We start from the raw sequence: 12,809 nt of genomic DNA, 5'->3' as shown, positions 1-12,809 counted from the left end.
AGCAAAAAACGACATGGATGCGAAATTTTTCTCCGTTTTCTCAGTATTCGGCACACGCAAAAACCTAACCGGACAAAGCTGATATCGACTCTACTTTTTTCGTGTGCGGCTGCATATTATGGGACTATATAGGAATCTGCTGTAAAATACAACCAGGTAAAATTCTATTAAATATTAGGCAGATAAGGCCGGTAACATAAAAATGGAAGTTGTCTTTTTGTTGTAATTATGAACATGCATAGCGAGCGCATTCCCCTCTGCTTGCAGGGGGGGGTGGCGAGCGAATACGATGCATTTTACCTTACATACGGAGATTCCCCGCAGCAAGCTGCGGGGAGCTTCAATCTTATGCAGCGGCTGTACAAGTATGATAATTTAGGTGAATCGAGGTGATTTTGTAAAATAATTATGTTCTTTTAAAAAATATGGCGTATAGGATTATAATACTCCGGCGACAAAATGCCCGAATGCCGTCATTCCCGCAAAAGCGGGAATCCAGTAAGGAACTGGATGCCGGATCAAGTCCGGCATGACCTTAGGCCTTGATCCTAAGAAAATGGAGGTCATATCATGTCTGAGATAAGAATCAAAAAACCATCTAAGGAAGAGCTGGATACGTTGGGTATAGACAGATGGAGTCCCTGGTCGTGCGAGCCGAGCGCCTTTGACTGGGAGTACGACGCCGAAGAGACGGCCTACGTATTTGAAGGCAAGGTAGAGGTGAAAACCCCGTCAGGCACGGTTGAGATCAACAAGGGCGACCTGGTTACCTTTCCCAAGGGGCTTAAATGCACCTGGAGGGTGATCGAACCCATACGAAAGGTTTATACGTTTAAATAGCCTCCATCCAATTGACCTTGGTTTTCCGGCTGAAGCGGTCAGCACTCAGCTATCAGCCTTCAGCTTAATGTACTGTATATCCTCTGATCTTTTGCTGATCCGCTGAAGCGGAATCGCTGAAAGCTTGAAATTCGTGTTCCTTTGTCCACGCCATAGGCAGGTCGGCCGGCCATCAAAAATAATCTTCCCAGCGAAAGATGAGGGGCCGGACATCTTCTTTAAGTATCTTCGCCGAGACCACTTCCCCGACAAAAAGCGTGTGATCTCCGGCGGTAAAGGAGTCGGTCAGGCTGCACTCAAAGTAGGCCAGGGCATCGTTTAAGACCGGCGACCCATTGGGGGCATCAAAAAAGGAGATGCCTTCAAATTTATCCACCTTCCTGCCGCTCTTAAGCCCAAAATGTTTGGCCAGATCCTGTCTCCCCTCCGGAAGCGCGTTTACGGTAAAATAACGCGCCTTTTCTATAAGCCCGTGGGTGTAGCGCATGGGAGCTATAGAGGCCATCAGCAAAAGCGGACGCATGGAGGCCTGCGAGACCCATGCCGCCGTCATACCATTGCTGTTGTCCCTGAACCGTGCCGTGATAATATAAACCCCATGTGAAATGGCCTTCGAAACTATCTGTTGCATGGCGGAATCCCTCCTTATTTTTTTATAGTCAGATGGCCTTTGGGATGGGCGCCGGCGACCTCGCCGATTACCGCCGCATCTGTTATGCCGGCCTCCCTCAGTTCCTTTAGGCAGGCCCCTGCCTTTGAGGCCTCGAGGCAAAAGGCCAGGCCGCCCGAGGTCTGGGCGTCAAATATAAGATCAACTACCACAGGTTCAACCCCGGGGTCAATCCCCACGCTGTGTTCACAGAAATGTTTTATCGCATAGCTCCCGGCCGGAATAAGGCCGGTAAGGGCATATTCCCTGGCCCCGGGCAGGAAGGGAAGGCTGTCCGCAGAAATGGCTATCTCACATTGACTGGCCCGGGCCATCTCCAGAAGGTGTCCGCCCAGCCCGAAGCCGGTTATATCCGTACAGGCATGGGCGCCGTATTTGAGCATAGACTCTGCTGCCTTATTATTAAGGGCGGACATAACCTCGATCACGCGCCCGATAGACACTGAATCAGCCATCTTCCCTTTAATAGCCGTGGCTATCACCCCCGTGCCGATAGGCTTGGTAAGAATCAGCTTATCGCCGGTCCTGGCGCCCTGGTTGGTAACAATTCTATCCGGATGAATAAGCCCGGTCACGGAAAGGCCATATTTTAACTCCTTATCATCCACGCTGTGGCCGCCTACCAGGACAGCGCCGGCCTCCTGAATCTTCTCCATCCCGCCCTTCAAAATCTCCTTAAGGACATCTTTGGGCAGTTCCTTAATCGGAAAGCAGACGATATTCATGGCCGTAAGCGGCCTGCCGCCCATGGCATAAATATCGCTCAGGGCGTTGGCCGCCGCAATCCGTCCAAAGTGGTATGGGTCATCAACGATGGGCGTAAAAAAATCCAGGGTCTGCACCAGGGCCAGGTCATCTGTAAGCTTATAGACACCGGCGTCGTCAAAGGTCTGACAACCCACCAGGAGATTGGGGTGGGTCGTAAAGGGCAATGCCCTCATAACTTCTTCTAAGTCCCCCGGACTTAGCTTGGCTGCTCACCCCGCGGCCCTGACTTTTTCTGTAAGTCTTAGATCATCTTGAGACACAGAAATCCCCTCCTCTCTCATCCAACTACAAAGTCGTCCCGGTAACTCTTAAACAGGCCTTTATCATACCCCATTTTAAGCATGTGGCGCACGGCTTGAATGCCTTCTTCACCCAGGTCCAGCGTGAAGGGGTTTACGTAAAGTTCAATGTGCTTTTTTATGACCTCGTCTTCCAGTTCCTGTGCGTGCTCCCGGATATAATCCATAGGCTCTTCCCTGTAGCTAAAGGCGTACTGAATGCCTTCCTTAAGGCAGGAATCAACGGCTGCCAGCTCTTCTGTCCCTAAATCTCTGCGGGCAAAGATGCCGCCCAGAGGAACAGGCATTCCCGTAGTTTCTTCCCACCATTGGCCAAGGTCCACAATCCTGGCCAGGCCTTCTTTTTCATAAGTAAATCGGCTCTCATGGATTATAACCCCGGCATCCGCCATTCCCTCCTTAACAGCCGGGATTATCTTTTCAAAGCCCATCTCGACGAGATTTTTGTATTCTCCGTATAGCCTGAGGAGCATGGCCGCCGTGGTATATTTGCCGGGTATGGCTATTTTTTTATCCTGAAGTTCCTCCGGGGAACAGGCTTGGCGGGAGACCAAAAGCGGCCCGCACCCCCGGCCCAGGGCGCTGCCGCTTCTTAAAAGGACATAATCATCCACGAGATGGCCAAAGGCGTGATAGGAGAGTTTGGTTACCTCCAGTTCCCTCCGGAAGGCCATCCGGTTTAATGTCTCCACATCGGCCATCATCTCCCTAAAATGCAGGTTGCAATGCTTTAACCGGCCCTTTATCAGGGCATAAAAGATGAATGTGTCATTCGGGCATGGGGAAAAACCAAGACTGTAGGTCTTCATCGTAACAACTCAGGCAGGAGCCTGCCAAGCAGCCCGGCGCCCTTAGCTGCGGCCTCCTTAATTTTCCATTTGGAGGTATCGCGATCCTCCACCATATTGCTTATGCATCTCAACTCCACCATGGGCACGCCATAGAGTTCACAGACCCGGGCCATAGCCGCACCCTCCATATTCTCACAGATGGCGTTAAATTTATCCCGCAGGACATTACCCCTCTTCAGTGTCCCGCTACAGGCGTGCACGGTGACAAAAGGCCCCTCCTTAAATGGCGTCCCCAGGGCCATGAGCTTGCTCTCCACCTGATCCGATAAACTGTTTCTCAGGTCAAAATCATGTTTGCCGGTTGACATCTCATCGGTGAAATAATGTATCTCATCATGCGCGGCTATACCGGAATCTCCGAAGCGCTCTCCTTCCGCCAGACAGATATCAAGGACGTCCACCCCTTTTTCTGTATATGCGCCGCCAACCCCGAAAAGGATTACCCCGTCCGCTTTTCCCCTCTCTAGAAATCTTGTAAGAGATATGGCGCTCTCCACCGGCCCCACGCCCGTGACCAGAAAATCGAGCTTCCCAGGGGCGCTTGCCTCGCGTTTCAGCAGATTGATCTCTAACTCTGTGGAGCCGGCAACCAGATACACCATAAAAAGTATTAAACTCCAGTTTTGCACACAGGTCAATCCCGATTGTGGCCTCTGCACAAGAAGCGACCCTGCTTGACAATTTTAATATTAGGATTAAATTGTTTTAAAATATCCCGGAGGCATAAAGTGGCAACAAAAGAAAAACCAAAGTGTCCTCACTGTGGACAGGAAATGTCTGACTATGCACTCCCCCCATATAACTTCTCTGATGGATTGGGCTGGGGGGTTACTTCCCTTTATGTCTGCTTCAATGACCAATGCTCGTTCTTTGTTGAAGGCTGGGAAAGTATGATGAACTTCTACGGACAAAGGGCCTCCTACCGGTGCATGTGTCACCCTGAGACCATGGAAATGGGGGCTATCCCCGTATTTAGCCATGATGGCCTGAAAGGCGGTATGTTTGATCCTGAAGAAGAAAGGGCTAAAGAAGAGGCTGAACATAAAGCGGCCGCGGCCCTAAGGGGCTATATCGAGGCCAAGGATACGCCGGCCATAGCAGGTATGCTTATCGATGAGACCGCGGCTCCGCGGGCTCGTCTCGAAGCTGCGGAAGCGCTCGGCAATATTGCCGACCTGAGGGCCATTGAGCCGATCCGGAACCATCATTTTACCAACGAAATCATCAAAGAACAGGCTGAAAAGGCCATAGAACTAATACACAAGTCCAATTACACCAAAGAGTGTCCCTACTGCGCCGAGATCATCAAGGCCCGGGCCCTGGTCTGCAAACACTGCGGCAAAGATCTGAAATAGGTGAACCTTCCACTTTGATATCCGCCGCCATTAATTTTCCCAAACCTCCTGCGGATAGGCGTGGTAACTATTTAGTTTTTATCCGGCCACTGGCCGACTGAAGGCCGGAACCCGGGTTCTCCGGCTGGAGCGGTCAGCTATCAGCGTGCAGCTTAATATGTTGTATCTTATATTTTTGCTGACGGCTGACAGCTGGTCGCTGAAAGCGTGAAGTTCGCCTCGGCGAATCTGCCTGTGGCACGACCGGAAATGACAGTTTCCGGCTGAGCCTATACTTTTTTTGTTGCAATTTCACAAAGAATAAGGTCAAATATATTTTTAGGGTTGTAGAGATTTTTTTGTCCGGATGTTGTTTCACTGCCGTGCTTTTTTAACAATGCAGTCTCCTGTTTTTCTCGGATGGATACTCGAAGCCCGTCTATTAAGAAAGGAGGTGGGATTAAGTGGCTAAAGGACATGTCAAGTGGTTTAATGACAGCAAAGGCTTCGGCTTTATCTCCCAAGAAGACGGAACAGATATTTTCGTACACTTTTCGGCTATCGCGGGCGACGGATTCAAATCCTTAAAGGAAGGCGAGGAAGTGACCTTCGACGTAGCCGAAGGTAAAAAGGGCCTCCAGGCGGTAAATGTCGTTGTAATGGGGTAAACAAAACATAACCAATATACCAACCAAGAAAGGGAAGCATGGGTACAAAATGCCGGCTTCCCTGTTTGGTAAAGAGAGGATTAATAAATAATGAAAATATACGTCGGTAATCTGTCATACGAAGCTAATGAAGGCGATTTAAAAGAACAATTCAGCGCCTTTGGTGAGGTCGATTCCGTAACTATTATCAAAGACAAATATTCCGGTCAGTCCCGCGGATTTGCCTTCGTCGAGATGTCTGATAATACTGCGGGCCAGGCGGCTATCACTGCCCTGAATAATAAAGAACTCAAGGGGAGAAACATGAGCGTCAACGAGGCCCGTCCCCAGACAGACAGGGGCGCCGGCGGGCGCGGTGGTGGATTCTCGGCCGGGCGAAGAGGTCCGGGCGGAGGCGGAGGCGGAAGAGGTAGAAGCGGAGGCGGAGGCGGAAGAGGATCAGGATCAGGCTACGGAGGGAGAAGATGAGCAAGGCAAAAAAGGGAGATTTTGTAGCCGTTCACTATTGGGGAACCCTTGAGAATGGAGAGATGTTTGACTCCAGTGAAGGCAGGGATCCTCTGGAATTTCAGGTCGGTTCCGGTACAGTAATAGAAGGATTTGAAAAAGCGGTGCTGGGACTCTCCATTGGTGATAAAAAAAATTTCGTCCTGGAACCTGAAGATGCCTATGGCCCCAGGGACGAATCGCTGGTAGTAGATTTCCCACGGGCGTCAGCAGGAAAAGATATCTCGTTAGAGGTCGGGATGGTGCTCGGGGTACGCATGCAAAATGGGCAACAGATACCGGCCAGAGTAACGACTATCGGTGATGACAACATCACCCTGGACATGAATCCGCCCCTGGCCGGTAAAGTCCTGAACTTCCAGATTGAGGTCGTCCATATAGGCGATGGGCCAAAATTTGCAGAGGCCTGTAGCTGCGGCTGTTCGGACACAAGCTGCTCCGGTTGTTAAGGCCATTTATCTCACCACAAGGCGCAAGGTGCGCAAAAATTCTAAATTCGAAGTACGGGACCTGTTCCTGACAGGTCTGATACCCGTTTTCGGATTTTCCATAATTGCGTTCTTTGCGTCTTTGCGGTGAGACATGATAAACCAGGATGGACATCCGTATCGGCACATCTGGGTGGAACTATCCGCATTGGCGAAAGGTATTCTATCCGGGGCATCTGCCGCAATCAAAATGGCTTAATTTCTATGCCGGACGGTTCACCAGCGTAGAACTGAACGCCAGTTTCTATCGCCAGCCGACCCGCGAGAACTTTGAAACCTGGCGAGAAAAGACTCCGCCCGATTTCCTCTGGTCAGTCAAAGCCAACCGTTATATCACACACATTAAGAAATTGCGCGACACCCAGGACAGCCTGGAGATTTTCTACCGCGCTGTAGAGGGGTTGGGCGGAAAGATGGGCGTCGTTCTCTTCCAATTGCCGCCCTCGCTCCGTTTTGATGAGGAGATTTTTGCTGGTTTTCTGGACGCACAGCCCCCGGGATATAAAATAACCTTTGAATTCAGGCATGCCTCCTGGCTCTGCGAAGAGGCATATAAATTGCTGCGCAGAAAAAATGCGGCCTTTTGCATATCAGACACGGCCGGACGCTATCCTTACGCTGAGATAACAACCGCTGATTTTATCTATATCCGGTTACATGGTTCTCAGGTGCTCTATGGCTCAAATTATACTGAAGATGAGCTGACAACCTGGGCGGACAGGATTAAAGGATGGCAAAGAGACGCCTTTGTTTATTTTGACAATGATTATCAAGGCTATGCCGTACAAAATGCCCTGCGTCTGAAAGAACTATGCCTTGATTAGTTTCCATTCGAAAAACCTAAGATTTCCGGCTGGAGCTATCAGCACTCAGCTTAATGTGTTGTTTGTCTTGGTTTTTTGCTGACGGCTGATCGCTGAGAGCTTGAATCCGGAAACGACAGTTTCCGGATGAACGCTAATTAAGGTAAATTATCTCCCCGCTCACTTCCCGCACGGTTATACCTTCTTCCCGCTGCAAGATAATGGCCCCGGTATGATCTATGTCCACGGCCGTGGCCGCGAAGAGAGGTTCATCATAGACATTGGTCCCATATAATACACGTCTCCCCGGGGTGTCGCTGTAAAGCTTCCACTGTTCTATCAGGGGATTGGCCGGTTTCACCGGCTCATAAAAGGCTTCGAGATACCTTTGCTCAAAATGGGCCATCAACCCTATGTGCCAGCCGATCTTGGTTAAAAGCAGGGCTATAAAGTCTTCAAGAGGCACTTTCTTCCCGAGGATTTCCTGGAGGGAAATAGCCATGGGCCGCAGGTGTTCGGGAAAAGAGGTATTATTGACATTAACCCCTATCCCGAGCAGGAGGTATTCCTCGCCCAAGGTTCTGGAAGTATAGCCTTGGATCAGAATCCCGGCCAGTTTTTGTCCATGGAAATGGATATCATTTACCCACTTGATGTTAGCCTCGACGCCATAATGCCTTATAGTCTCGCAGCAGGCCACACCCAGGATCAAGGAATAAAATTGGCGATTTTCCGGGAGAAACGCCGGATTCAAGACCAGAGTAAGCCACGCCCCCCCGGAAGGAGCATACCAGAGTCTATCGAAACGTCCTCTGCTCTTCTCCATTTCCCGGGCTATGACTACGCCGCCGGCAATAAAGGCCGGACCCTTTTTCTCTCCCGTCTCTATGAGTTCCCGGGCCTGCCTCATGCCCCTGTCCAGACAGGGATAACAAAAAAACTCCCGTCCGATGTCTGCCCCGCGGCGCATGATAACCCCGGATTCATCCCCCCATTTCGGTCTGCGGGTAAGGACTTCCGCCTCCCGGCATCCCTCAAGCAGCCCGAGGAGCCGTTCTTCCCAGGGATGTTCCCGGGGATAAACAGAATCTATGCCCATTCGTTTTGGATCTTTTGCACTATCTTTCGGATATAATTGAGCTTGCCGGGCGGACAGATACCAAGGAGGGGTTCCCCCTGGTCGATGCTGATATTAGGCTGAAAATAGACAGTATGGATAATTCCCGGCTCTCCATTATAGATGAGCGGGGTATCGCGTTTCATCAAGGACATTATGATAATTTCCTCCCCCGGTCTTACCAGGACGGTCCCATGTTTTTTCTTTTCCAGTTTATAGGTTATCTCCGGAGGAAAGAAATACTTGGCCCTCTCCGGGGCATTGAAGGTAACAAGCACCTGCTTGAGTATCTTGTCAATGACTTCATCTTTGGTCATGGGATGACGAACAGACATAAGATACGTGTTGGCCTCAACAAACTTCCCGTTCAAATCAACCTGTAACTCGCTTATAGTCCCATTAATATGGGCATGTACAGGAATGCGGTTTCGTTCGCGCTCCAGGACATAAAGAAGCGTGCCCGGGATATGCTGCCACGTTCCTTTGGGGCCCTCTACCTTCATTCCATCGTCTGCCATGAAACGTACCCAGCCGGTATTGGGGGTCTCAACAACAAAATCTTCATAAGGGTCTTCTCGATAATGGATAAGTAGCCGGTCTAAATCTAACTCTGACAAAACATTTCCTCTCTAACGGTAATAGAGATTGCTGCCGCCCATGGTAAGAAGGCATTTATAGAGATTATATCTGAACTCACGCCTGTCCCATATCCCCTGAATATGGCCACGGGCCAGGGCCTTTTGAGCGCTATGATAATCAGGCGGAATATCCTCGCCCGTAGTCTCCCGGATAACCCTCGGCCCGGCAAAACCAATCTTGGAAGAACGGATGGCAAACTGATAGGGCGAGCAGCCGAGAAAACTGGCCACCGGACCTGCATAGGAATTATTATCATATACCACGATGTAAAGACCGCCGGAGTCGATATATTCACGTACCGCCATGGTGCACTTGGGCATCTGTACCACGCCCACAGTGCCCTCCTGGATACGGATGCCTCCCGTAGCATGGACGTAGGCCAAAAACGGCCGCCTCATTATGCGAGCCTTTTCACAGGCCCGGACAAACTTGTCGCCCTCTGCCGCTCCCACCGTGCCATTGCGAAAGTCATTAAAGAGCATGGCCACTATAAGGCTTATTCCTTCTACCCGGGCATGGGAGGTAATCATGGCGCTGGTGCGTCCGGTCTTGATGACATCACGGCGTATCTTGTTTTCAAAGCCCTGGTAACCTATGGCATTTATCGAACCTATGTGTCCGTTAAACTCATGAATAGATCCCCGGTCAAATAAGTTCTGCAGATACCATTGGTATTCAAGAGGGAAATGGTGCCCGCAGTTCTGGCAAACACCGCAGAACTCACCGTAAAGATCCGGCACCCAGAGATCCAGACACCCATATTCCCGCGCATTAGGGCAGGATACCGTCCGGTCTTCATTGGCCAACGGGCTGACATAGGTATCTCCCCAATCTTCTGTGACCTCTTCGGCGCCGGGGGCAGATGAAGACGCAGTCATAATCCTGAGCTGTTTCTTGGCGGCGGAGTTGGCAACAAAATCGTAAGCCGATATAAGAGGCGAAGAGATTTTTCTGAGAAAGACAGAGCCTTCTCCGGAGACCTCTTCGATCACCTTTTTGACCTGCTTATGGTGATGCCGGATAAGACCGTAACGGAGGCCATAGTAACCCTTAAGCACCGCATCTTCTGTCTTCTTAAAGACTTTATCCGGCCAGGTTACACTCTCATTGTAAAAGCCCTGCCCCATCTTACGGTATTTTAAGGAACGCAAACGTAAAAGACGCTCCTCTTCTCCCTTCGTTAACTCCCACCGTATGTAGATATCAAATTCGTAGTTGCGTTCTGCCGCCTTTTCCTGTTTGATGGCGTAGGCACGGAAGGTGCGAAAACTCTTCGTCTTAAGAACGACCTCATCCGTCGCACGGATCATCTCATAACGAAGCTGTCTCAAAAAAGCAAAATCATCACGCCTGGCTCCTAAAACCGGCTCCTGCACAATACGATCAATCGTTTTCAACGGCAGATTATCCCGGGCCGTAATGGAGAGTTGTTCGGCGCAGAAGGTAAGCAAATCCTTGGGAACCTTTTCCCCTTCTTTAATCTTTCCCTCGATGGCTGCCGCCCCTTCCGGTGAAATAACCGAATAATAGCCGTGTGAAAGCATAAGACGTATATCGCTCATACCTACGGCTTCCGCTCCTCCGGAACCGCCCTCTGAGATGAGTGATACTATAGGCACACGCAGTTTGGCCAGGGCGTAAAGGTTGCGTGCGATCTGCTGGGCGGCGCCGGGATAATCTTCAATGGGAAAAGCACCCGGAGTAAATACATAAAAATGTATGGGTATCCCTTCGGTCTCCGCCACTTCCATGTAACGCATGGCCTTTTCATTGCCCCACGGCCGGGTGCAGCCGCCATTGCGGAATTCTTCGCCATGGCCTTTTTCATGGCCGATGACCATCACCTGGTGGACATAAACGTGGCCCTTAACCCGCCTGGAGATAGTGGCCTTGGCGACAACCATGGAAGGATCGATGTTGCAGTCCTCCATCCCTCCCAGTTCAGTGTAACTGTCATAGACATTTTCCAGGATATTTTGCAGTGTAATGCGCTGGGGGTTGCGGACGATACGCACTATCTCATCCGGGGTAAGGGATTTTTCCGCCCTATCCTCCAGAAACGAAATAGTCTCTTCCAGGTCGGACAGGTCGGCCCCTATAGACTCTTCGGTCCGGTCATAGATTTCTTCCTTCAGTCGCCGGACCTTCTCCATTAAATCGCCCAGATTGCCCCACTCGGCACCCTCTTTAATGTCCAGGAGATATTGCACTCTGAGTTCAATCTGGGAAAGTCGTTTATTAATTTCCGGCGTCATTAGTCTTTAAAGATAAGTAAGTTATCAATATTTTCTTTGAGATAATCAAGGTTGGTTATTATCGGTTCTTCACGGCTGTTCCGGCCTTCGATTCTGACCTCCGACAGGAAAGTTCGACCCCTCTCTTTGGCCTCCGCCAGGTTTTCTCCCCACATAATGGCCAAAGCCAGATTAGGGTCATATTCACTGGGGATATCATAGGCCTCCTGGTACGGCACATGAGAATAAATACTTAACCAGGGATAGGCAGGGATTTCAAGGCCGGTAATCGTCCCGATCCAAGGAGTAAACCCTCTTTTCGTATCCTCGGCCACGACGCGAAACTCAATAGCCACCCCGGTAAACGATATATCCTTTTGTCTATATCCCAGCCGTTCACCGAGGGCCAAACGGATCTGTTCCTCGATGAGATTAGGCGGGCTATCATGGCCGCGAATACGCGACGTCTTGGCCGAGACATCGTTTTCCACCTGTATCCGGGTATTAACCTCCAGTAAATAGGGATGCCCTTCCCTGGTCACAATCCACTCCCATGTGCCCACGTTATCATATTTGACATGGGCTGCCAGCTTAAGCGAATAATCAATTATTTCGTCAAGAATGCGTTGTGGATTAAACTGATAACCGGAAGGATTCTCCAGATCGAACCCCGGAGACACCTCGATACGCTTCTGCCTCCCCAGGCTTTGGATGGTGCAATTTCTGGTGCCGAAATGTACCATCTCCCGATGTCTGCTGCAAACCAGTTGCACTTCCAGGTGGTTGTAATCATTAATACATTGTTCGATCAGCACCCCTTCGTCACCAAACTGCCTCTTGGCATAATTCTTTATCCGCCGATAGACCTGCCGGAACTGGTCGATATGGGTCACCTGCTCAATACCCATACCGCCGCCGCCGGCCGAGGCCTTGACCAGGATGGACGGATTCTTTATCCCTTTTTCTTCCTGAATATAGAAGAGTTCCTCGGCCAGCCCCTCAGCCTCGATCTCGTTATAAATAGGGGCGTCCGATCCCGGAATAGTCGGTATCTTCAAGGCATTGGCTATGGCCTTAGTATTAATCTTACTGCCTAAGCCCTTGATAACCTCCCAGCTTGGCCCGATAAAGGTCAGGCCACGCTCTCTGGTTTGAACCCGGCGGGCAAACCGGTAGTCTTCGGCAAAAAAACCATAGCCCGGATGGATGGCCGTGCATCCGGTATGATCTGCCACGGCCAGAATATCGTTCGGATCACAATAACTGGACACCCTCCAGGCATTACAACGATTGCTCCGGCTGTCACGATTCAACTGCACATGCAGGGAACTTTCGTCTTCCCGCGTATAGACTACCACGTAATCCAGCCCCAGATTTTTGCAGGCGTTCATTATACGAATGGCTATCTCGCCGCGATTGGCGATAAGTACTTTGTCTTCCAAAAGCTAAAGCCCCACCTACTATTATTGATGACTTGATGTCCCGGAATTTCTATCCGCCCCAGGCGGAAAATCATGAGCTTTTAAGAACGGCTATCTTTGTATTATTCGAATAACAATTACCACTGCTACCGCATACGATGTAGCCGGAA

Annotated in this window: 14 protein-coding genes; 6 read left to right on the top strand and 8 right to left on the bottom strand. The window is 50.4% G+C overall.

The window, feature by feature from the left end:
- Positions 1–570 precede the first annotated feature (570 nt).
- Positions 571–840, top strand: a complete 270-nt coding sequence (locus RDU59_12035; GenBank protein ID MDQ7839207.1) for a cupin domain-containing protein — start codon at positions 571–573, stop codon at positions 838–840.
- A gap of 172 nt (positions 841–1,012) precedes the next feature.
- Here the strand turns inward: RDU59_12035 and RDU59_12030 are convergent, their stop codons facing one another.
- The 4 genes from RDU59_12030 to mqnB are packed head-to-tail and all read right to left on the bottom strand — an operon-like array spanning position 1,013 to position 4,030.
- Positions 1,013–1,471 (bottom strand): flavin reductase family protein, encoded by a 459-nt coding sequence (locus RDU59_12030; protein ID MDQ7839206.1) that lies wholly within the window; start codon positions 1,469–1,471, stop codon positions 1,013–1,015.
- A gap of 14 nt (positions 1,472–1,485) precedes the next feature.
- On the bottom strand, positions 1,486–2,559 hold the full coding sequence (gene selD, locus RDU59_12025; protein ID MDQ7839205.1) for a selenide, water dikinase SelD: 1,074 nt from the start codon (positions 2,557–2,559) through the stop codon (positions 1,486–1,488).
- A complete protein-coding gene (locus RDU59_12020; GenBank protein ID MDQ7839204.1) occupies positions 2,556–3,386 on the bottom strand; it encodes a 1,4-dihydroxy-6-naphthoate synthase in 831 nt (276 codons plus the stop codon). Before RDU59_12020 ends, selD begins: the two co-directional genes overlap by 4 nt.
- Positions 3,383–4,030, bottom strand: a complete 648-nt coding sequence (mqnB, locus tag RDU59_12015; protein MDQ7839203.1) for a futalosine hydrolase — start codon at positions 4,028–4,030, stop codon at positions 3,383–3,385. Before mqnB ends, RDU59_12020 begins: the two co-directional genes overlap by 4 nt.
- 126 nt (positions 4,031–4,156) lie before the next feature.
- On the opposite strand from mqnB, the gene RDU59_12010 reads away from it, so the two are divergent.
- The 5 genes from RDU59_12010 (at position 4,157) to RDU59_11990 (ending at position 7,249) form a co-directional block, all read left to right on the top strand.
- The gene (locus tag RDU59_12010; protein MDQ7839202.1) at positions 4,157–4,783 is read left to right on the top strand and encodes a zinc ribbon domain-containing protein; all 627 of its coding nucleotides are present in this window, start codon (positions 4,157–4,159) and stop codon (positions 4,781–4,783) included.
- Between the two features lie 443 nt (positions 4,784–5,226).
- Positions 5,227–5,430: a cold-shock protein gene (locus RDU59_12005; protein ID MDQ7839201.1), complete on the top strand. Its 204-nt coding sequence runs from the start codon at positions 5,227–5,229 to the stop codon at positions 5,428–5,430.
- Positions 5,431–5,520: 90 nt separating this feature from the next.
- Positions 5,521–5,898: an RNA-binding protein gene (locus RDU59_12000; protein MDQ7839200.1), complete on the top strand. Its 378-nt coding sequence runs from the start codon at positions 5,521–5,523 to the stop codon at positions 5,896–5,898.
- Positions 5,895–6,386, top strand: a complete 492-nt coding sequence (locus RDU59_11995; protein MDQ7839199.1) for a peptidylprolyl isomerase — start codon at positions 5,895–5,897, stop codon at positions 6,384–6,386. Before RDU59_12000 ends, RDU59_11995 begins: the two co-directional genes overlap by 4 nt.
- 146 nt (positions 6,387–6,532) lie before the next feature.
- The gene (locus RDU59_11990; GenBank protein MDQ7839198.1) at positions 6,533–7,249 is read left to right on the top strand and encodes a DUF72 domain-containing protein; all 717 of its coding nucleotides are present in this window, start codon (positions 6,533–6,535) and stop codon (positions 7,247–7,249) included.
- Between the two features lie 133 nt (positions 7,250–7,382).
- Here the strand turns inward: RDU59_11990 and RDU59_11985 are convergent, their stop codons facing one another.
- Genes RDU59_11985 through RDU59_11970 form a run of 4 tightly spaced genes read right to left on the bottom strand, consistent with a single transcriptional unit; the run spans position 7,383 to position 12,660 of the window.
- Positions 7,383–8,327 (bottom strand): biotin--[acetyl-CoA-carboxylase] ligase, encoded by a 945-nt coding sequence (locus RDU59_11985; protein MDQ7839197.1) that lies wholly within the window; start codon positions 8,325–8,327, stop codon positions 7,383–7,385.
- On the bottom strand, positions 8,318–8,962 hold the full coding sequence (locus RDU59_11980) for a hypothetical protein (protein MDQ7839196.1): 645 nt from the start codon (positions 8,960–8,962) through the stop codon (positions 8,318–8,320). Before RDU59_11980 ends, RDU59_11985 begins: the two co-directional genes overlap by 10 nt.
- A 12-nt stretch (positions 8,963–8,974) precedes the next feature.
- Complete coding sequence (locus tag RDU59_11975) at positions 8,975–11,239, bottom strand: carboxyl transferase domain-containing protein (protein MDQ7839195.1); 2,265 nt, start codon at positions 11,237–11,239, stop codon at positions 8,975–8,977.
- Positions 11,239–12,660 carry a biotin carboxylase N-terminal domain-containing protein gene (locus RDU59_11970; protein ID MDQ7839194.1) on the bottom strand — a complete coding sequence of 474 codons (1,422 nt, stop codon included), beginning with the start codon at positions 12,658–12,660 and terminating at the stop codon, positions 11,239–11,241. Before RDU59_11970 ends, RDU59_11975 begins: the two co-directional genes overlap by 1 nt.
- Positions 12,661–12,809 lie beyond the last annotated feature (149 nt).

The organism is Thermodesulfobacteriota bacterium (assembly GCA_031082315.1).
Taxonomy (GTDB): Bacteria; Desulfobacterota; QYQD01; order QYQD01; family QYQD01; genus QYQD01.
Note: the sequence above shows the minus strand (reverse complement) of the source record. Positions and strands in the feature narration are given on the sequence as shown.

What these genes read in the sequence shown, in the direction of transcription:
- RDU59_12035 (MDQ7839207.1), top strand. Translation starts at nt 571, where the DNA reads ATGTCTGAGATAAGAATCAAAAAACCATCTAAGGAAGAGCTGGATACG.
- RDU59_12030 (MDQ7839206.1), bottom strand. Translation starts at nt 1,471, where the DNA reads ATGCAACAGATAGTTTCGAAGGCCATTTCACATGGGGTTTATATTATC.
- RDU59_12020 (MDQ7839204.1), bottom strand. Translation starts at nt 3,386, where the DNA reads ATGAAGACCTACAGTCTTGGTTTTTCCCCATGCCCGAATGACACATTC.
- mqnB (MDQ7839203.1), bottom strand. Translation starts at nt 4,030, where the DNA reads ATGGTGTATCTGGTTGCCGGCTCCACAGAGTTAGAGATCAATCTGCTG.
- RDU59_12000 (MDQ7839200.1), top strand. Translation starts at nt 5,521, where the DNA reads ATGAAAATATACGTCGGTAATCTGTCATACGAAGCTAATGAAGGCGAT.
- RDU59_11995 (MDQ7839199.1), top strand. Translation starts at nt 5,895, where the DNA reads ATGAGCAAGGCAAAAAAGGGAGATTTTGTAGCCGTTCACTATTGGGGA.
- RDU59_11990 (MDQ7839198.1), top strand. Translation starts at nt 6,533, where the DNA reads ATGGACATCCGTATCGGCACATCTGGGTGGAACTATCCGCATTGGCGA.
- RDU59_11985 (MDQ7839197.1), bottom strand. Translation starts at nt 8,327, where the DNA reads ATGGGCATAGATTCTGTTTATCCCCGGGAACATCCCTGGGAAGAACGG.
- RDU59_11975 (MDQ7839195.1), bottom strand. Translation starts at nt 11,239, where the DNA reads ATGACGCCGGAAATTAATAAACGACTTTCCCAGATTGAACTCAGAGTG.